The 18,793-nt window shown below is 61.3% G+C and carries 17 protein-coding genes; 7 read left to right on the top strand and 10 right to left on the bottom strand.

The window, feature by feature from the left end; translation table 11 throughout:
• Positions 1-35 precede the first annotated feature (35 nt).
• From pcnB to panD, 5 genes are all read left to right on the top strand, one after another.
• Entirely contained in the window at positions 36-1,382 is a 1,347-nt protein-coding gene (gene pcnB, locus GU3_RS03915; protein WP_014291254.1) for a polynucleotide adenylyltransferase PcnB, read from the top strand.
• A complete protein-coding gene (folK, locus tag GU3_RS03910; RefSeq protein WP_014291253.1) occupies positions 1,379-1,867 on the top strand; it encodes a 2-amino-4-hydroxy-6-hydroxymethyldihydropteridine diphosphokinase in 489 nt (162 codons plus the stop codon). Before pcnB ends, folK begins: the two co-directional genes overlap by 4 nt.
• Positions 1,868-1,879: 12 nt before the next feature.
• The gene (gene panB / locus GU3_RS03905) at positions 1,880-2,674 is read left to right on the top strand and encodes a 3-methyl-2-oxobutanoate hydroxymethyltransferase (RefSeq protein ID WP_014291252.1); all 795 of its coding nucleotides are present in this window, start codon (positions 1,880-1,882) and stop codon (positions 2,672-2,674) included.
• Between the two features lie 9 nt (positions 2,675-2,683).
• Positions 2,684-3,532: a pantoate--beta-alanine ligase gene (panC, locus tag GU3_RS03900; RefSeq protein WP_014291251.1), complete on the top strand. Its 849-nt coding sequence runs from the start codon at positions 2,684-2,686 to the stop codon at positions 3,530-3,532.
• A 65-nt stretch (positions 3,533-3,597) separates the two neighbouring features.
• Positions 3,598-3,978, top strand: coding sequence for an aspartate 1-decarboxylase (gene panD, locus GU3_RS03895; RefSeq protein WP_014291250.1), 381 nt, complete (start codon positions 3,598-3,600; stop codon positions 3,976-3,978).
• 532 nt (positions 3,979-4,510) lie between these two features.
• Here the strand turns inward: panD and GU3_RS03890 are convergent.
• The 6 genes from GU3_RS03890 to mpl all read right to left on the bottom strand — a co-directional run bounded on the left by GU3_RS03890 (position 4,511) and on the right by mpl (position 10,720).
• Positions 4,511-5,524, bottom strand: coding sequence for an IS110 family transposase (locus GU3_RS03890; RefSeq protein WP_014291249.1), 1,014 nt, complete (start codon positions 5,522-5,524; stop codon positions 4,511-4,513).
• Between the two features lie 319 nt (positions 5,525-5,843).
• Positions 5,844-6,617 carry an ABC transporter permease gene (locus GU3_RS03885; RefSeq protein ID WP_014291248.1) on the bottom strand — a complete coding sequence of 258 codons (774 nt, stop codon included), beginning with the start codon at positions 6,615-6,617 and terminating at the stop codon, positions 5,844-5,846.
• Positions 6,614-7,534, bottom strand: coding sequence for an ABC transporter ATP-binding protein (locus GU3_RS03880; protein WP_014291247.1), 921 nt, complete (start codon positions 7,532-7,534; stop codon positions 6,614-6,616). The genes GU3_RS03885 and GU3_RS03880 overlap by 4 nt, the downstream gene beginning before the upstream one ends.
• A gap of 83 nt (positions 7,535-7,617) precedes the next feature.
• A complete protein-coding gene (hpt, locus tag GU3_RS03875) occupies positions 7,618-8,148 on the bottom strand; it encodes a hypoxanthine phosphoribosyltransferase (protein WP_014291246.1) in 531 nt (176 codons plus the stop codon).
• A 588-nt stretch (positions 8,149-8,736) separates the two neighbouring features.
• Positions 8,737-9,369 carry a flavin prenyltransferase UbiX gene (locus GU3_RS03870; protein ID WP_014291245.1) on the bottom strand — a complete coding sequence of 211 codons (633 nt, stop codon included), beginning with the start codon at positions 9,367-9,369 and terminating at the stop codon, positions 8,737-8,739.
• The gene (gene mpl, locus GU3_RS03865) at positions 9,362-10,720 is read right to left on the bottom strand and encodes a UDP-N-acetylmuramate:L-alanyl-gamma-D-glutamyl-meso-diaminopimelate ligase (protein ID WP_014291244.1); all 1,359 of its coding nucleotides are present in this window, start codon (positions 10,718-10,720) and stop codon (positions 9,362-9,364) included. Before mpl ends, GU3_RS03870 begins: the two co-directional genes overlap by 8 nt.
• A gap of 201 nt (positions 10,721-10,921) precedes the next feature.
• On the opposite strand from mpl, the gene ppa reads away from it, so the two are divergent.
• Positions 10,922-11,452 (top strand): inorganic diphosphatase, encoded by a 531-nt coding sequence (gene ppa, locus GU3_RS03860; protein ID WP_014291243.1) that lies wholly within the window; start codon positions 10,922-10,924, stop codon positions 11,450-11,452.
• A 298-nt stretch (positions 11,453-11,750) separates the two neighbouring features.
• Positions 11,751-12,569 (top strand): TIGR03899 family protein, encoded by an 819-nt coding sequence (locus GU3_RS03855; protein WP_014291242.1) that lies wholly within the window; start codon positions 11,751-11,753, stop codon positions 12,567-12,569.
• Here the strand turns inward: GU3_RS03855 and cysG are convergent.
• The 4 genes from cysG to GU3_RS03830 form a co-directional block, all read right to left on the bottom strand.
• Positions 12,566-13,966, bottom strand: a complete 1,401-nt coding sequence (cysG, locus tag GU3_RS03850) for a siroheme synthase CysG (protein WP_014291241.1) — start codon at positions 13,964-13,966, stop codon at positions 12,566-12,568. The genes GU3_RS03855 and cysG overlap by 4 nt on opposite strands.
• 486 nt (positions 13,967-14,452) lie before the next feature.
• Positions 14,453-15,220, bottom strand: coding sequence for a phosphoadenylyl-sulfate reductase (locus GU3_RS03840; RefSeq protein WP_041542909.1), 768 nt, complete (start codon positions 15,218-15,220; stop codon positions 14,453-14,455).
• Positions 15,210-16,913: an assimilatory sulfite reductase (NADPH) hemoprotein subunit gene (gene cysI / locus GU3_RS03835; protein WP_193372536.1), complete on the bottom strand. Its 1,704-nt coding sequence runs from the start codon at positions 16,911-16,913 to the stop codon at positions 15,210-15,212. Before cysI ends, GU3_RS03840 begins: the two co-directional genes overlap by 11 nt.
• Positions 16,903-18,702 (bottom strand): assimilatory sulfite reductase (NADPH) flavoprotein subunit, encoded by a 1,800-nt coding sequence (locus GU3_RS03830; RefSeq protein ID WP_014291237.1) that lies wholly within the window; start codon positions 18,700-18,702, stop codon positions 16,903-16,905. Before GU3_RS03830 ends, cysI begins: the two co-directional genes overlap by 11 nt.
• Positions 18,703-18,793: the final 91 nt, after the last annotated feature.

The following is an 18,793-nucleotide window of genomic DNA, read 5'->3' as shown; positions in this document are numbered from 1 at the left end:
AAAAGCTGCTGACCCGACAACAGGAGGCGTTGCCTTTGCAACCCGTGATACTGACGCGCGACCAGCACGGTATTTCGCGCCGACAAATCAGTGAAAACGCCCTCAAGGTGCTCTATCGCCTGAACAAGGCGGGCTTTGATGCCTACCTGGTGGGCGGTGGCGTGCGCGACCTGCTGCTGGGGCGTCAGCCCAAGGACTTTGACGTGGCCACCAGCGCCACGCCCGAGCAGGTCAAGGGGCTGTTCAGCAACTGCCGGCTGGTGGGTCGCCGCTTTCGCCTGGCCCATGTGCTGTTCGGCCGGGACGTGATCGAAGTCGCCACCTTTCGCGGCCATCACCACAGCGTCAACACCAGCAAGCAGCTGTCTTCCCGCTCCAAGGAAGGCATGCTGCTGCGTGACAACGTTTACGGCACCATAGAGGAAGACGCCGAGCGTCGCGATTTCACCGTCAACGCCCTCTACTACAACATTGCCGACTTCACCGTGCACGGTTTTGCCGGCGGGTTGAAGGATCTGGAAGCCCGTCGCCTGGAGCTGATTGGCGACCCGGAGACCCGCTACCGGGAGGATCCGGTGCGCATGCTGCGGGCGGTGCGTTTTTCCGCCAAGCTGGGGCTGTCCATCAGCCCGCGCACAGAGGCCCCCATTCGGGAACTGGCGCCGCTGCTGACGGACATTCCCGCCGCCCGGCTGTTTGAGGAAACCCTCAAGCTGCTGCTGGCCGGCCAGGGCGTCGAAACCTACCGCCAGTTGCAGCACTACGGCCTGTTTGCACCGCTGTTTCCGGAAGCCGCCGAAGTCATGGGCCGGGGCAACAACCGCTACGGTCGCTTTATCGAGCTGGCCCTGGCCAACACCGACGAGCGTATCGCCCAGGATCTGCGGGTGACCCCCGCCTTCCTCTATGCCGCCCTGCTGTGGGGACCGGTGGAAACCCGTACCCAGGAGTTCGTCAACGAAGGGGGCCTTGGTTATCACGATGCCTTTATGCTGGCCGCCGACGACGTGATTGGCCGCCAGGTGAAAAGCGTGGCCATACCGCGCCGCTTCAGCACTGTGGTGCGGGACATCTGGCAATTGCAGGACCGGCTGACCAAGCGCGCCGGCAAGCGCCCGTTCCGCCTGCTGGAGCATCCCAAATTCCGCGCCGGCTACGACTTTCTGCTGCTGCGGGCCGAGCTGGATCCGCGCCTGAAGGAGCTGGCCGAATGGTGGACCGAGTTCCAGCAGGCCAACCCGGTGGAGCGCCACCCGGTGGACCGCGATTCGGCAGAACGCCAGCAGCCAAGCCGCAACGCCCGCCAGGATAACGACGAGCGTGGCGAGCGCAAACCACGCAAGCGCCCCCGTCGCCGACCGCGCCGGAGAAAGGAGTCGTGACCACCGTTTTTGTGGCCCTGGGCGCCAACCTGAATGAGCCCCTGGCGCGCATTCGGGCCGCTCGGCAGGCCTTGCAGGCCCTGGCCACCCCCGGCAGCCTGCGCCATGCCCGGCTGTACCGCAGCAGGCCCATGGGCCCCGCAGATCAGCCGGACTATCTCAACAGCGTCTCGGTGTTTGACACCGAGCTGGCGCCCCACGCCCTGCTCGATGCCCTCCAGGCCATCGAACAACGGGAAGGCCGGGTGCGCAAGGACGAACGCTGGGGCCCCCGGGCGCTCGATCTCGACCTGCTGCTCTATGGCGAGCAGCGCATCGACGACGAGCGTCTGACCGTGCCCCACTACGGCATGAAGCAAAGGGAATTCGTACTCTACCCACTGGCGGATCTGGCCCCGGGCCTGGTTCTTCCCTGCGGTACCTCCCTCTCCTCCCTGCTGCAACAGTGCCCGCTTAACGGCATGCTCCCGCTGCCCGAGCAGTAACAGGAACCCAAGATGAGCAAAATCACCACCGCCCGGCTGCAGGCCATGAAGCAGGCCGGGGAAAAGATCGCCATGATCACCGCTTACGACGCCACCTTTGCCACCCTGTTTGAACAGGCCGGGGTGCACGCCATTCTGATTGGCGACTCCCTCGGCATGGTGCTGCAGGGTGAAAGCAGCACCCTGGGCGTGACCGTGGACGACATGGCCTATCATACCCGTTGTGTGGCCAACGGCTGCGAAAAGGCATTCATCGTCGCCGATATGCCGTTCATGAGCTACAGCACGCCGGAGCAGGCCTGCGCCAATGCCGCCGCCCTGATGCGCGCCGGTGCCCACATGGTGAAACTGGAAGGGGGCGACTGGCTCGCCGACACCGTGCAGCAACTGACCCGCCAGGGCGTGCCGGTGTGCGGCCACCTGGGGCTGACGCCCCAATCGGTGCATGTGTTCGGCGGCTTCAAGCTGCAGGGCCGCGAAGCGGATCAGGCCGAGCAGATTAAGCATCACGCCAAAGCGCTGGAAGCCGCCGGCATTCAGCTGCTGGTACTGGAATGTGTGCCCACCGCCCTGGCCACCGACATCAGCCGCCTGCTGTCCATTCCGGTGATTGGCATCGGTGCCGGCGCCGGCACCGACGGCCAGGTACTGGTGATGCAGGACGCCCTGGGGCTGACCAGCGGCTATGTGCCCAAATTCACCAAGAACTTTCTGGCCGGCAGCGGCAATGTGAAGGCCGCCATCGAGACCTATGTGGCCGAGGTGGCCGAGGGCCGCTTTCCCGGCCCCGAGCACAGTTTCAACTGAGGAATTGCCATGCAACTGGTCAGTACCATTGAGCAGCTGAGAGCCACCATCACCGAATGGCGCCGCGCCGGCCTGCGCATTGGCTTTGTGCCCACCATGGGCAACCTGCACGACGGCCACCTGGAGCTGGTGCGCCGGGCTCGGGAACGGGCCGACAAAGTAGTGGTGAGCATTTTCGTCAACCCCCTGCAGTTTGATCGGGCGGCGGATCTGGACGCCTATCCCCGCACCCTGGCCCAGGACTGCGAGCGCCTGGGCGAGCTGGCGGAGCTGGTGTTTACCCCCACGCCGGAGCTGATGTACCCCAATGGCCAGCAGCAACAGACCCGGGTCAGCGTGCCCGGGGTGTCCGAGGTGCTGGAAGGCGCCCTGCGTCCGGGGCATTTCGACGGTGTCAGCACTGTGGTGTGCAAACTGTTCAACCTGGTACAGCCCGACCTGGCCTGCTTTGGGGAAAAGGACTACCAGCAGCTGGCGCTGATCCGTAAAATGACCGCCGATCTGAACCTGCCGGTGGAGATCATCGGTGTGCCCACGGTACGCGCCGAGGATGGCCTGGCGCTGAGCTCCCGCAACGGTTACCTGACCGACGCCGAGCGGGCTCTGGCCCCAGAACTGGCCGCCACCATGAACTGGCTGGCAGAACGGCTAGCCGCCGGCGAGCGCGACCTCGAGCAACTGGCCGCCGAGGGCCGCGCCCGGCTCGATAACGCCGGTTTTCGTACTGATGGCATCGACATGGTGGATGCCGACACCCTGACCGGGCTGACCGAACACAGCCGGGCCGTGGTAATTTTGATGGCCGCCTTTCTGGGCAAGGCCAGACTGATAGACAACCAGGTAGTGCGGCTCGGCTGAACGCCGGCCAGCACTGCTCCTTGCGCCTCCAGGGCGGTAACTACGGAGACAAGCTAAACATGGACATGCAACGCATCATGCTCAGGGGCAAACTGCACCAGGCCCGGGTCACTCACGCCGAGCTGAATTACGAAGGCTCCTGCGCCATCGATCAGGATCTGCTGGATGCCGTGAATATTCGTGAATATGAGCAGATCGACATTTACAACATCGAGAACGGCGAGCGTTTTCACACCTACGCCATTGCCGGCGAGCGGGGCTCGAAGATGATTTCCCTGAACGGCGCCGCCGCCCGCAAGGCCGCCGTGGGGGACCGTATCATCATCTGCGCCTACGCCCCCATGACCGAGCAGCAGATCGAATCCTACGATCCGAATCTGGTCTACCTGGACGCCGGCAACAATATCGTGCGCACCAGCAAGAACATTCCGCTGCAACTGGCCTGATCACCGGTTTTCACCGCAGTAAACAACAAAAGGCAGCCGAATGGCTGCCTTTTTGCTTAAACGAGCCGGAAAAGTCGTGCAACAAAGCATCAATGCGGTTGCGCTCCGCCGACACGCTTCATTGAAGGCCACTCATTAAAAAGCCTGCTGCGAACATATTTAATGTTCGTTCAGGCTTTTTACTTCGTCACGGCGAGCAAGCTCGCCCCATGTACGCTCGAAAATGCCATATATGGACACCTCGCTTTTCGCCAGTGGGGTTTCCGTGTTTTGGCGACCAGGATTAACTGCACCCGTATATTCGGCCTGTCTTGATGAGGGAGTCATTGGCTCACTCTGGCCCTAATGAGAACCGCGCCCTTGCTGCCTATCGTCCCTACGGAGTTCAGACTCCTGACATTTTCTCGGCGTTTGCAAGGGCCGGTTTAACCTGTTGCCTCATTCACGTTTTCCACATCGCGTTTCGTCGGGGTGATAACCTCTTGTTTTCCTTCCTGCCAAACGAGGGTTAATTCGGTTTCTTTAGGTCAGCTCAGGCTGCCCGATAGCGCTCCTGCCGGAACAGCATGACCCAGATAATCCGTGCCAGCTTGTTGGCCGTGGCGACCGCCGCACGTTGCTTTCCTCGGCGCTCGACCAGTTGTTTGACCCACTGCGATAACCGGTCTGTCGCCTTGTTCTGGTGCCGGATAATCGACCAGGCACCTTGTATCAACAGCTTGCGCAAGTACCCATTGCCGCGCTTGGTGATGCTGCCCAGCTTTTGCTTGCCACCACTGGAATGCTCTTTCGGTACCAGCCCCAGGTTGGCGGAGAAGTGCCGGGCATTGCGGTACTGACTGCCGTTGCCGACAAAGGCGACCATGGCGGTCGCGGTCACCGGGCCCACACCTCGAATGTCAGTGAGTCGGGCGCAGGCCTCGTTATCGCGACATTGCTGTTCGATGTCTTTATCCAGGCACCGAATAGCCTCATCCAGTTGCTGCCATTCTTCCAAGATGTCACGACAATAGACCCGAGCCCGTGGCGTCAGTTCGTTACTGGCATCCTCCAGCAGCAAGGGCATGGCCTGCGTTAACGTCTCTTTACCGCCAGCCAGAACGATGCCGTACTCATTGAGCAAGCCCCGTAACTGATTAATCAACCGGGTTCGCTCGCCGATGCGGCGCTCTCGCAGCCGGTGTACCAGGCTGATGTCGGTCTGCTCCAGCGTACGCGGCTGGACAAACGTCATATTGGGGCGGCGTGCCGCCTCACAGATAGCAAAGGCATCATTACGGTCGTTCTTGTTGCCCTTAACGAAGGGTTTCACGTGCTGAGGTGGCAGCAACATCACTGGGTGACCCCGCTGCTGCAGGGCTCTGCCCCAGTAATTGGAGCCACTGCAGGCTTCCATTGCAATGGGTACCTGAGGGTACTGACTAAGCAGCTCCAGTACCTTGTGACGGGTCACGCTGCGATTGAATACCGCTTTGCCAGCTTGATTAACACCACAAATCTGAATCACATTCTTTGCCAAATCGAGACCAATGAGCGTAATGTTCATAGTGGACACCTTTTGTGGTTATTTGAGCTTCAACCCAAATATGGCGCATTACGACGCTGCTTACCCAAGAGGTGTCCATCTCATCATCCGTGGCATTTTATGGTCGGCTACGGCAATCCCCACTGCTGCTTCGGGCAACATCGGCGTTGCCTGCATGCTGCCAATCAGCTCCGAGTGTCCAAGAAGGACAAAGGGTGTCTGCTTCGCCGCACCCTCTGCGCCAGGGAGGGCGCAGCGGAGCCCCCAGGGAGGGGGTCACGGCGTGTCGGCGAAGCAGTGCCCTTTGTCCGAATGCAACGGCATTACAGACGCGAGCGGCTCAGTGCCGCAGGCCGCGGCCGGTGTGGATCAGGTACCAGGCGGCAGCGTAAAAGGCGGCAATAAAGCCGATAATAATGCCGTAGGCCACGGTCAGGGGCACGTCGGTAATGCCCAGAAAGCCGTAGCGGAAGGCGTTCACCATATAGAGTACCGGGTTGGCGTGGGACACGCCCTGCCAGAAGCCGGGCAGCAGCTCGATGGAGTAAAACACGCCGCCCAGGTAGGTGAGCGGGGTCAGCACAAAGGTGGGAATAATGCTGATGTCGTCAAAGGTGCGGGCAAAGATGGCGTTGAGCAGCCCCGCCAGGGAAAACAGCACGGCGGTGAGGAACACGGTGAAAATCACGCTGAACAGGTGGCTGACCTGCAAGTCCACAAAGAACAGCGACACCAGGCTGACAATCAGCCCCACCAGCAGGCCCCGTACCACGCCACCGCCCACATAGCCGGCGATAATCACGTAGGTGGGCACGGGGGCCACCAGCAGCTCCTCCACGTTGCGCTGAAACTTGCTGCTGAAAAACGACGAGGCCACGTTGGAATAGGAGTTGGTGATCACCGACATCATGATAAGCCCCGGAACGATGAAGGCCATGTAGGAATAACCGCCCATCTCGCCAATGCGGCTGCCGATCAGGTTGCCAAAAATCACGAAATACAGGGTCATGGTAATGGCCGGCGGCACCAGGGTCTGTACCCAGATGCGGGTAAAACGCACGATTTCCCGGTGCAGTATGCTGTTGAAGGCGATGTAATACTGTCTGGTGCTCATGCTTTTCTCCCCTGCTCGACCAGTGTCACGAACAATTCTTCCAGCCGGTTGGCCTTGTTGCGCATGCTCAGCACGCGAATGCCCTGCTCGTTGAGCTGGTCAAACACGCCGTTGAGCCCCTGCTCCTTTTTCACTTCCACTTCCAGAGTGTGGTCGTCCACCATCTGCCAGTTAAAACCCGACAGAAACGGCTCCCGGCAGTCGGCGGCCAGATCGAGAATAAAGGTTTCCACGTTGAGCTTGCCCAGCAAGCCCTTCATGGTGGTGTTTTCCACCAGCCGGCCCTTGTCGATGATGCCGATGTGCCGGCACAGCATCTCGGCCTCTTCCAGGTAATGGGTGGTAAGGATGATAGTGATGCCCTCGGCATTGATTTCCTTGAGGAAATCCCACATGGCCCGGCGGATTTCGATATCCACCCCGGCGGTGGGCTCATCCAGAATCAGCAGCTTGGGCTGGTGCATCAGGGCCCGGGCGATCATCAGCCGGCGCTTCATGCCGCCGGACAGGGTACGCGCCGGCAGATCACGCTTGTCCCACAGGTCCAGCTGCTTGAGGTAACGCTCGGCGCGGCTCAGAGCTTCCTTGCGCTCCACACCATAAAGGCCGGCCTGGTTGACCACAATCTGGCGGACTTTTTCAAACTGGTTGAAGTTGAACTCCTGGGGCACCAGCCCGATGCAGGCCTTGGCCTGCTCCAGCTCGGTATCGATATCGTGGCCAAACACTTTAACGGTGCCGCCGCTCTTGTTGACCAGGGAGGAAATAATGCCGATGGTGGTGGACTTGCCGGCGCCGTTGGGGCCGAGCAGGGCGTAGAAGTCTCCCGCTTCCACCCCGAGATCAATCCCCTTGAGCGCTTCCACGCCACCGGCGTAGGTTTTACGCAGGCCCTGGATCTCCAGTGCTTTGGTCATGTTTGCTCCAAATGAAAAACATATGCCTGGGCAGGGACCAGGCATATGAAGAAATTGAATTGGTTCGAAACAAAGAGAGTGCGTTATTCCAGCGGCACCACTTTGCCGATGTAGGGCAGATTGCGGTACAACTGGGCATAATCGATGCCATAACCTACCACGAATTCATCGGGAATGGTAAAGCCGACCCAGTCTACCGGCACCTGTACCTCGCGCCGCTCGGGCTTGTCGAGCAGGGTGCAGATGGTGAGTGAGGCCGGGTTACGCAGGGACAGTATTTCCTTCACCTTGCTCAGGGTGTAGCCGGTGTCGATGATGTCTTCCACAATCAGCACGTGCTTGCCGTGGATTTCGTCGTCCAGATCCTTGAGGATGCGTACGTCCCGGTTGCTGTCCATGCTGTTGCCATAGCTGGAGGCGGTCATGAAGTCGAGCCGTACCGGCACGGTGAGCTGGCGGCACAGATCGGCCATAAAGACACAGGAGCCCCGCAGCAGGCCCACCATCACCACTTCGTCCACGCCCTGATAGTGGCTGTTAATCTGCTCACCCAGGGCCCTGGTTCTGGCATTGACCTCATCGGTGCCGATCAGCACATCCACTCGGTGTTTCATTGTTACTGCTCCGTTCGGGTGACTGACACCCGGCTGTGATTAAAGCGGTATTTTAGCGGAATTCCGTCCCATCTGCATGGGAGCTGGAAGCTTGCCCTCAGTCACAAACATTATCGTTTGCAGAGCAGTGCACTACCGTCGGCCAAAGCACACTGCTCGAAGGCACGCCGTAAAGGCTTGCCATTCAATGGCTCAACCCGCTGCGAGCATTCACTGGATGCTCGGTCGGGTTGATACATTTCATCACGGCGAGCAAGCTCGCCCCATGTCGGCTCCGCTGCGCATCTGACCGCCATGGATGGGGGAAATGCCGGAAATGCAGGAGCAATTTTCGGCCCTGGCGCAGAGGGCACGGCGAAGCAGACACCCTTTGTCCTCCTTAGCACGCTTGCCGCTGACTGACCGCATGCAGACAACACCGAGATTGCCCGAAGCAGCAGTGGGGATTGCCGTAGCCGACCATAAAATGCCATGGCATTTTCGAGCGTCCCATGGATGGGCTTGAAGCGTGTCGGCGTAGCGCAACCCCACTGTTGCTTCGCATTGCAGACTTTCTGGCGACTTCAGGCCACCTTCAAGTTTCCAGCTTCAAGCTTGGCTTGCGCCATACCCCCAGCGGCTGACCAGATCCTGATCCAGCCCCAGGTGATCCAGGATCCGCGCCACCATAAAGTCCACCAGATCGTCGATCGATTTGGGCTGGTGATAAAAGCCCGGTGCCGCCGGCATGATGGTCACGCCCATGCGCGCCAGCTTGAGCAGGTTTTCCAGATGGATCTCGGACAAGGGCGACTCGCGGGGCACCAGGATCAACTGGCCTTTTTCCTTGATCACCACGTCGGCAGCCCGCTCAATCAGGTTGTCGGAGGCCCCACTGGCAATGGAGGCCACCGTGCCCATGGAGCAGGGGCAGATCACCATGCGCCGGGGTGCGCCCGAGCCGGACGCCACCGGCGAGAACCATTCTTCCTTGCCGTAGACCCTTATCTGGCCGGGCCCGGCGCCGTAACGCTCACACAGGTAGGCGGCCAGTAGCTCCGGCTTGCCCGGCCATTGCTCGCCCTGCTCGGTGGCCAGCACTACCCGGGCGGCGCTGGACACCAGCAGGTGCACCTGCATGCCGGCCCTGACCAGGCACTGCAGCAACGCCAGGGCATAGGGCGCGCCCGAGGCACCACTCAGGGCCAGGGTGAGCTGCTGATGACGGGCGTATTCAGCCATGAGCCGCCTCCAGCGCCGCCAGCAGCTTGCCGTGAATGCCGCCGAAGCCGCCGTTGCTCATTACCAGAATTTCGTCACCGGCCTTCGCCTCGCTCACCAGGGCGGCAATCAGCCCGTTCAGGTCGTCAAACACCCGGCCTTGCGGACAGGCATCGGCCACCGCCTGCAGATCCCACGTAAGCTCCGGTGGCTGAAACAGGTAGGTGGCGTTTGCCTGTTGCAGAGACTCGGCCAGCTCCTGCTGATGCACGCCCATTTTCATGGTGTTGGAGCGGGGTTCCAGCACCGCCAGCACACGGCGCCCCTCGCTGCGGGCCTTGAGCCCGGCCAGGGTGGTAGCGATGGCGGTGGGATGATGGGCAAAGTCGTCCCACACCCGAATACCGGCCACCTCGCCCTTTTGCTCCATGCGCCGTTTGGGGGGCACAAAGCCGCACAGGGCGGCGATGCCGTCGGCCACCGGCACCCCGGCATGACGGGCGGCGGCCAGCGCCATCAGGCCATTGTTGACGTTGTGCAGCCCCATGCAGGACCAGTTCACCTCCCCTGCCCGCTCGCCGTCGAGCCAGACCGCAAAGCGGCTGCCGTCGGCGGCCAGCAGCTCGGCACGCCAGAGACCGTCGTCGCCCACGTATTCCAGCTCGCTCCAGCAGCCCATGTCCTTGACGACTTCCAGCGCCGAGGTATGGGTGGGCATCAGGATCCGGCCATGGCCGGGCACCATGCGCAGCAGATGATGGAACTGCCGCTGGATCGCCGCCAGATCCGGAAAGATATCCGCGTGATCAAACTCGAGGTTGTTGAGGATCAGGGTGCTGGGACGGTAGTGCACAAACTTGGATCGCTTGTCGAAAAAGGCGCTGTCGTACTCGTCCGCCTCTATCACGAAGAAGGGCGCCTCGCCCAGCCGGGCAGATACCTCGAAATTGCCGGGCACGCCGCCGATCAAAAAGCCGGGCTTCAGGCCGCAGTCTTCCAGAATATGCGCCAGCATGCCGGAGGTGGTGGTCTTGCCGTGGGTGCCCGCCACCGCCAGCACCCAGCGCCCCTGCAATACGTGCTCCAGCAGCCACTGGGGGCCGGAGGTATAAGGAATGCGCCGGTTGAGCACCGCCTCCACGCAGGGATTGCCCCGGCTCATGGCGTTGCCGATCACCACCAGATCCGGGCCTGAATCCAGCTGGCCTGGATCATAGCCTTCGATCAGTTCGATCCCCTGCTGCTCCAGCTGGGTGCTCATGGGCGGATAGACATTGGCGTCGCTGCCGGTGACCTGGTAGCCAAGCTGGCGGGCCAGTACCGCCAGCCCGCCCATAAAGGTGCCGCAAATACCGAGAATATGAATATGCATGAGACTGCCTTCGGCGTTGAAAATTGCAGCCATTCTAGCAATGTGCCGGCACTTTGGGCACTGCGTCTGGCGATTGACACGACAGCCCGGTTATAATGCCGGCCTGACATCGCCGTTACCCATTTGTATAACAGATGCAAAGCGGCCGCGGTGGTACACTCGATTCACAAGTCCGCAACTGACCATACACAAGGAAACGTCATGAGCCTGAACCTGGTACCGGCCGGTAAGAGCCTGCCCGAAGATATCTACGTTGTTATCGAAATTCCCCAGAACGCCGATCCCATCAAGTACGAAGTCGACAAGGACACCGGCGCCGTGTTCGTGGATCGTTTCATGGCCACTCCCATGTTCTACCCCTGCAACTACGGCTACGTGAACCAGACCCTGTCTCTGGACGGTGACCCGGTCGACGTGCTGGTGCCCACCCCGCACCCGCTGGTGCCCGGTGCCGTGATCCGCTGCCGTCCGGTGGGCGTGCTGAAGATGACCGACGAGTCCGGTGAAGACGCCAAGGTGATCGCCGTTCCCCACAGCAAGCTGACCAAGGAATACGATCACATTCAGGACATCAACGACGTGCCCGAGCTGCTCAAGGCCCAGATCAAGCACTTCTTCGAGCGCTACAAGGAGCTGGAAGCGGGCAAGTGGGTGAAGGTAGACGGTTGGGAAGACAAGGCCGCCGCCGAAGCCGAAATTCTGGCGTCTGCCGAGCGTTACAACAAGGCCTGATAACCTCGCCTTGTAAACACAAAAAAAGAGCACTTCGGTGCTCTTTTTTTGTTGGTGTGGCGGTCAGCCGGTCTTTGAATAAACAGTAATGACAAGGCCCTGAACGGGCCTTATGCTGTATGCAGATTGACCGGTTGCCCTATATCATGACGGCCAGGATCCCGAGGCTTGAGACGTAGCCAATGAACAGAAGCAACCAAGTCATCCTGGACTTGTCTTTTTGCATTCGGTGCTCCTTTCGAAATTGCAGCCGAATTTTAACATGATGAAAACATAATTAACAAGCCGAATCGACGCCATGACCGCCAAACCTGCCCCCCAGGATCCCAGGATCAAGAACAGCAAACACCTGCTGCGTGAGCTCGCCGAGCAGCGCGGGCTGGCCGGCCTGCTGCACGGGGATTCGCCCCACAGCTTTGGCGAACGTTACCGCATGCGCCAGCAACTGGACGAAGCCGCCCGCCAGAAAAGCCTGGAGACCATAGTGCGCCAGGCCCATGAGCAATGCGGCAGCGAGGTGGGCGGCGAGCCCGATCCCGACTGGCTGAGCCATTTTCTGGCGCTGGCCGAAAATATCCGTCACCCCGCCATGCAGCAGTTCTGGGCCAGCATACTGGCCCGGGAAATCGCCCAGCCCGGCCGCTGCTCGGTGCAGGCACTGACCTGCTTGCGGCGCATGACCCAGAAAGACGCTCTGCTGCTACAACGGGCCGGGGCGCTGGGCTGCCATTTCGGCGACGACAACCTGCGGCTGCTCCTCGGCTACCGGCAAAAGGGACTCTGGCAGGGGTTGCGCCAGCAAAAGCTGAGCCCGGGCAAATACCGGCTGCCCTATGCGGGGCTGATGCAGTTGTTTGAGCTGGGGCTGTTGCACCAGACCGAGCTGGAGTCGGGAGAGTTGAACGCCGCCCAGCCACTGACGCTGGTACTGGGCGGCCGAAAGCTGCAACTCAGCCCCAGACGCAAAGGCGTGCGGCTACTGTATTACCGTTTTACCGGCACCGGCAACGAGCTCGCCGCCCTGATGACAGAGGCGGCGCCCAGGGAATATGTCACGGACTTGATGGAGTTACTGGCCCCGCTGGGCCAGCTGGAAGGAAGCGAAGGAAAGGCTTAACCGGCGCGCTCAAGGGGCGTGTCGTGGAATTCGGCACCGGTATTGAACCAGGCAAGGCTGTCGGCCAGTGACGCCACCGAGCCAATCACCATCAGCGCCGGGCTTTCTACGCGAGCGGCCAACTCACTCAGCGAGTTCAGCTCTCCGCGCACCACCTTCTGCTGTGCCGTGGTGCCCCGCTCAATCAGGGCCACCGGGGTGGTGGCGCTCAGGCCGTGCTCCAGCAGGCGCTGCTGAATGTGCGCCGAGCGCATCAGCCCCATGTAGATCACCAGGGTCTGGCGGCCGCTGGCCAGGCTGGCCCAGTCCGGCTCTTCGCCGTCCTGCTTGCTGTGACCGGTAATGAACACCGCGCTCTGGGCGTGATCCCTGTGGGTCAGCGGAATGCCCGCATAGGCGGTGGCACCGGCGGCGGCGGTGATGCCGGGCACCACCTGATAACGAATGCCCGCCTCCACCAGGGTCTGCAGCTCTTCCGCTCCCCGGCCGAACATAAAGGGATCGCCGCCCTTGAGGCGTACCACCCGCTTGCCCGCCAGCGCATGATCCACCAGCAGCTGGTTGATTTGATCCTGAGGAACACTGTGGTTGCCCGCCTTCTTGCCCACGGAGATCCGCTCCGCCTCCGGGCGGATCAGCGCCAGGATCTCGTCGGACACCAGTTGATCAAACAGCACCACCTCGGCCTTTTGCAGCTCGTTCAGGGCCTTGACGGTCAACAGATCCGGGTCTCCCGGACCGGCGCCCACCAGGATCACTTCTCCCCTTGAAGGCTGCTGTACTTCCTGTTGCAGCCACTTTTCCGCGGCAGCCAGATTGCCGTGTTTGAGAAAGGCATTCAGGGTGTTGTCGTCCTGAGTACGGGCCCAGAACCGGCGCCGCTCGTCACTGTTGCCCAGGCTGCTTTTCACCCGCTGACGCAGACGACCGGCCACCTCGGCCAGGGCACCCCAGTGGGACGGCAGCAGGGCGTCGATGCGGGCGCGCAGCAGCCGGGCCAGCCAGGGCGCCTTGCCGCCGGTGCTGAGCGCCACCTGCAGCGGAAACCGCTCCACCACGGAAGGGAAAATCACCGCCGAGCGTTTGCTGTCATCGGCCTTGTTGACCAGGATGCCGCGTTGGTTGGCGAGCTGATACACAAGCGCGTTCACCTCCGCGCTGTCGGTAGCGGTGACCACCAGAAAGCGGCCGTCGAGATGGGATTCTTCAAAGTGTGTCTGCAGCCACTCAAAGGCGGGCAGCTGTGCGCTCAATTCGGCACAGAGCTCGGGGGCCACCACGGTCAGCCTGGCCCCGCGGGACAGCAGCAGCCGGGCCTTGCGTGCCGCCACGGGGCCGCCGCCCACCACCAGGCAGGAGCGTTGTTCAATGCTGATAAAAAGAGGCAGGTGTTCCATGGCCGGCTCCGCGGGTAACGATAGACAGGCCAACTATAAACCGCGGGCCATATAGCCACATAATAATAAAAAATGATTTTTTATACTTTTAATGCATTAAGAGTATCTGTAGTTCCCCATGACGGTCGTACAAAGGCACTACTTCACGACACGCTTCAAGCCCCTCCCTGGGCCGCTCGGCAAATGCCATCCATGGCATTTGATCGGTCGTGAAGCAGACACCTTTGCTCTCCCTCTTCGGCATCGACTTCGCCGGTAACAAGTCTTTGAGCGCCAGTGAAAATATCAGGATAAGCGGCATGCATTCCAACGCAGAGCGTGGGAACGAGTCATACAGACAACGTGAGACTTAACAAGGAGAGTAAAGGGATTCGCTCCACCGTACCCTCTGCGCCAGGGATGGCGCAGCGGAGCCCCCAGGGAGGGGTTTACGGCGTGTCGGTGGAGTGAGCCCTTTGCTCGACATGGCAAGGGCTCACAGGCTTGTCAAATACCGCTGCCGTCAGACTCGGGTATTTCGTGCAGGCCGCATTCGCGCTTGAGGCCGTTGAAGCGGGTGTCCGCTTCGCTCATGCCCGGCTCCCACTTGGCGGTGGTGTGCACATCGCCCACCGACACATAACCTTCTTCCCACAGCGGGTGGTAAGGCAGCTCATGGTCCTTCAGGTAGTAGTGCACGTCCTTGTTGCTCCAGTCGATGATCGGCAGGAACTTGAACAGCCCGTTCTGAATACCCAGCACTTCAAGCCCTTCCCGAGTGTCGGACTGGCTGCGGCGCAGGCCGGAAAACCAGGTGCCGGCATTCAGCTCACGCAGGGCGCGCTGCATCGGCTCCACCTTGTTCAGATGGTTGTAGCGACTGATGCCTTCCACCCCCTGCTCCCACAGCTTGCCATGGCGGGCTTCCTGCCAGGCGGCGGATTCCGCCGCCCGGTACACTTTCAGGTTGAGCCCCAGGCGCTCGGTGAGCTCATCGATAAAGCGGTAGGTTTCGGGAAACAGATAACCGGTATCGGTGAGGATCACCGGAATATCGGCTTGGGCTCGCGTCACCAGGTGCAGCATCACCGCCGCCTGAATACCGAAACTGGAGGAGAGCACAGGCTCTCCCGGCAGATGGTCCAGGGCCCAGCGTACCCGCTCGGGGGCGCTCATGGCGGCCAGCTCTTTATTGAGCGGCGCCAGGGCCTCGACCTGCTCCTGTCGCGACAGGCTGGTCAGCTCGTCAAGAGCGGGCAACACACTAGACTGCATAAAAATCCCTCGCGGAGTCGACCACCGGCGCAATAATGCCGGCACGGATCACGAAGTCGCCAAAGCCTTCACCGGTTTCACGCTCGGCGGCCCAGCGGGCGACCAGACCGTCGATCTCTTCCAGGATCTGGCGGTCGGTGATGTTTTCCTTGTACATGCGCGGAATGCGAGTGCCTTCCCGGTTGCCGCCCAGGTGCAGGTTGTAGCGACCGGGCGCCTTGCCCACCAGACCGATTTCCGCCAGCATGGCGCGGCCACAGCCGTTGGGGCAGCCGGTCACGCGGAAAATGATGCTGTCGTCATTCACGCCGTGCTTGGCCAGCACGCCTTCGATCTCGGTGACGAACTCCGGCAGGAAGCGCTCGGCTTCGGCCATCGCCAGCGGACAGGTGGGCAGCGCCACACAGGCCATGGAGTTTCGACGCTGCTCGGACACACTGTCGTCCAGCAGGCCGTATTGACGGGCCAGGGCTTCAATCTGCGCTTTCTGCTCCGCCGGCACCCCGGCGATGATCAGGTTCTGGTTGGCGGTCAGGCGGAAATCGCCCTGATGCACCTTGGCAATCTCGGCCATGCCGGTTTTCAGCGGCTTGCCCGGATAGTCCAGAATACGGCCATTCTCGATAAACAGGGTCAGGTGGTGCTTGCCGTCGATACCTTCCACCCAGCCAAAGCGATCGCCCCGGCTGGTGAATTCGTAGGGGCGTACCGGCTCGAATTTAATGCCGGCGCGCTTTTCCACTTCTTCCTTGAAGGCATCCACGCCCACCCGCTCCAGGGTGTATTTGGTCTTGGCGTTCTTGCGCTCGGAGCGGTTGCCCCAGTCGCGCTGGGTGGTGACCACGGCGGCGGCCACCTCCAGGGTATGGGACAGCGGAATAAAGCCGAAGTCGCTGGCCTTGCGCGGATAGGTGTTGGTATCGCCGTGGGTCATGGCCAGGCCACCGCCCACCAGCACGTTAAAGCCCACCAGCTTGCCGTTGTCGGCAATGGCCACAAAGTTCAGATCGTTGGCGTGCACATCAATGTCGTTGTGCGGCGGAATCACCACAGTCGTCTTGAACTTGCGCGGCAGGTAGGTGGAGCCCAGAATCGGCTCTTCGTCGGTGGTTTCCAGCCGCTCGCCGTCCAGCCAGATCTCGGCATAGGCGCGGGTTTTGGGCAGCAGGTGCTCGGAAATCTTCTTGGCCCACTCGTAGGCTTCCTGATGCAGTTCCGACTCCACCGGGTTGCTGGTGCACAGCACGTTGCGGTTCACGTCGCCGGCGGTGGCGATGGAGTCAATGCCGGTCTTGTTCAGGGTCTGGTGCATCAGCTTGATGTCACGCTTGAGCACGCCATGAAACTGAAAGGTCTGGCGGGTGGTCAGGCGAATGCTGCCGTACATGGTGTGATCGGCGGCAAACTGGTCGATCACCAGCCACTGTTCGGGCTTGATGATGCCGCCGGGCAGGCGGGCGCGCAGCATGACGTTGTGCAGCGGCTCCAGCTTCTGGGCGGTGCGCTCGTTGCGAATGTCCCGGTCGTCCTGCTGATACATGCCGTGAAAGCGGATCAGCATGAAGTTGTCGCCGTTAAAGCCACCGGTGAGCGGATCCTGCAGATCCTGCGCTATGGTGCCGCGCAGAAAGTTACTCTCGCGCTTGAGGCGTTCGTTGTCGGACAGTTTTTGCTCGCTCATCTTAATAAACATCCCTTTGGTAACGCTTGGCGCTGCGCAGCGCATCCACATAGTCTTCGGCCTGCTCGCGGGTCTTGCCGCCGTGTTCGGCCACCAGCTCGATCAGGGCTTCATGCACGTCTTTGGCCATGCGGGTGGCGTCGCCGCACACGTAAAAGTGCGCGCCCTGCTCCAGCCAGGCATAGACCTCGGCCCCTTCTTCCTTCAGCTTGTGCTGCACGTAGACCTTCTCGGCCTGATCCCGGCTGAAGGCCAGAGAAATTCGGTTCAGCAGGCCGGACTTGACGTAACGCTGCCACTCCAGCTGGTACAGGAAGTCCTGGGTGAAGTGCGGGTTGCCAAAGAACAGCCAGTTCTGGCCCTCGGCGCCGCGGGCATCCCGCTCCTGCATGAAGGCGCGGAACGGCGCTATGCCGGTGCCCGGCCCCACCATGATCACCGGGGTGTTGTCGTCGGCGGGCAGGCGGAAGTTGTCGTTGTGCTCGACGAACACCCGTACCTTGCCGCCTTCTTCCAGCCGGTCGGCCAAGTAGGAAGAGGCACCACCGGCGCGGGGCTGTCCGTCGTGATCAAAACGCACCACGCCCACGGTCAGGTGCACTTCCTCGTCCACTTCCGCCTGGGAAGAGGCGATGGAGTACAGGCGCGGCGTCAGCCGGCGCAGGGCAGCCAGCAGTTGCTCGGCGGTCAGCGCCACCGGCTGCCCGGCGATAATGTCCTTAATCTGGTGACTGGCGCAGTACTCGCGCAATGCGGCCTTGTCATCCAGCAGCGCCTTCAGGGCGGCAGAGCCGGACAGTTCGGCATAGGCCTGCACAAAGCTGGCATAACCCTGAGTCAGCTCGTAGTGGTTGATCAGCGCCTCGCGCAGGGACAACGCCTTGTCATCGACCTTGACTTGGGTGTCACCGGACAGCTCAACCAGTTGCAGCAAGCCATCGACCAGCGCCTCGTCGTTGCTGAACCAGACCCCAAGCGCATCGCCCGGCTGGTAGGTCAGGCCGGAGTCTTCCAGCGAAATCTCAATGTGGCGCACATCCCGGTCGGAATCCCGGCCGGTGATCTTCTGGTTGGTGGACAGCTCGGCCACAAAGGGATGCTTTTTGCTGTACAGGCTGGCCACGCCCTGAGTGGCGGGCGCGCCCGGGATCACCTCGTTGGCGGCCTCACCGGCCAGGGCATCCTTGAGCAGCTCAAGGGCGGACTGGCTCCACTCGGCGGCGGGGCCTTCATAGTCCACGTCACAGTCGAGGCGAGCCAGCAGCGGCTTGGCGCCGGCCTTGCTCAGGTACTTGTCGAAATCCTTGCCGGTCTGGCAGAAGAACTCGTAGGAAGAGTCACCCAAACCAATCACGCCGTAGCTCAGGCCATCCAGCTTGCCGGCCTTGCCAGCCTTGAGCTGTTTGTGAAACTCGATGGCGTCGTCGGGCGCTTCGCCCTCGCCGTTGGTGCTGGCCACGATCAGCACATGGGTTTCTTTCTTCAGCTGCTTGATCTTGTAGTCGGCCACATTGAACAGCTCGGCGGCCACGCCGGCGGCGTCGGCCTGGGCCTTGAGCGCCTCGGCCACGCCTTTGGCGTTGCCGGTTTGTGAGGCGTAGAGAATGGTCAGCTTGCCTGCCGGCTGCGCGGCAGCCACCGGCGCGGCCGCAATGGCCTGGCCGTGCTGGCTGATGCCGTAAAAATAACCGCTGACCCACGCCAGCTGGGTGGCGTTGAGCTCGGCCGCCACCTGGGTGAGCTTGTGCACCTGTTGTTCATTCAGCGGGCTGGCGGCCGCTGCGAGTTCTTTTAAAAGCATGACATTGCCTTCCACTTTTCCAGAGTGGACATAGCTTAAGCCAGGGCAAGGAAAAACAATAAAGAATAAAGGGTGATTTTTTATTCGTTAA

The organism is Oceanimonas sp. GK1 (genome assembly GCF_000243075.1).
GTDB lineage: Bacteria > Pseudomonadota > Gammaproteobacteria > Enterobacterales > Aeromonadaceae > Oceanimonas.
The sequence above is the reverse complement of the archived record's forward strand: the minus strand, read 5'-3'. Positions and strand labels throughout refer to the sequence as shown.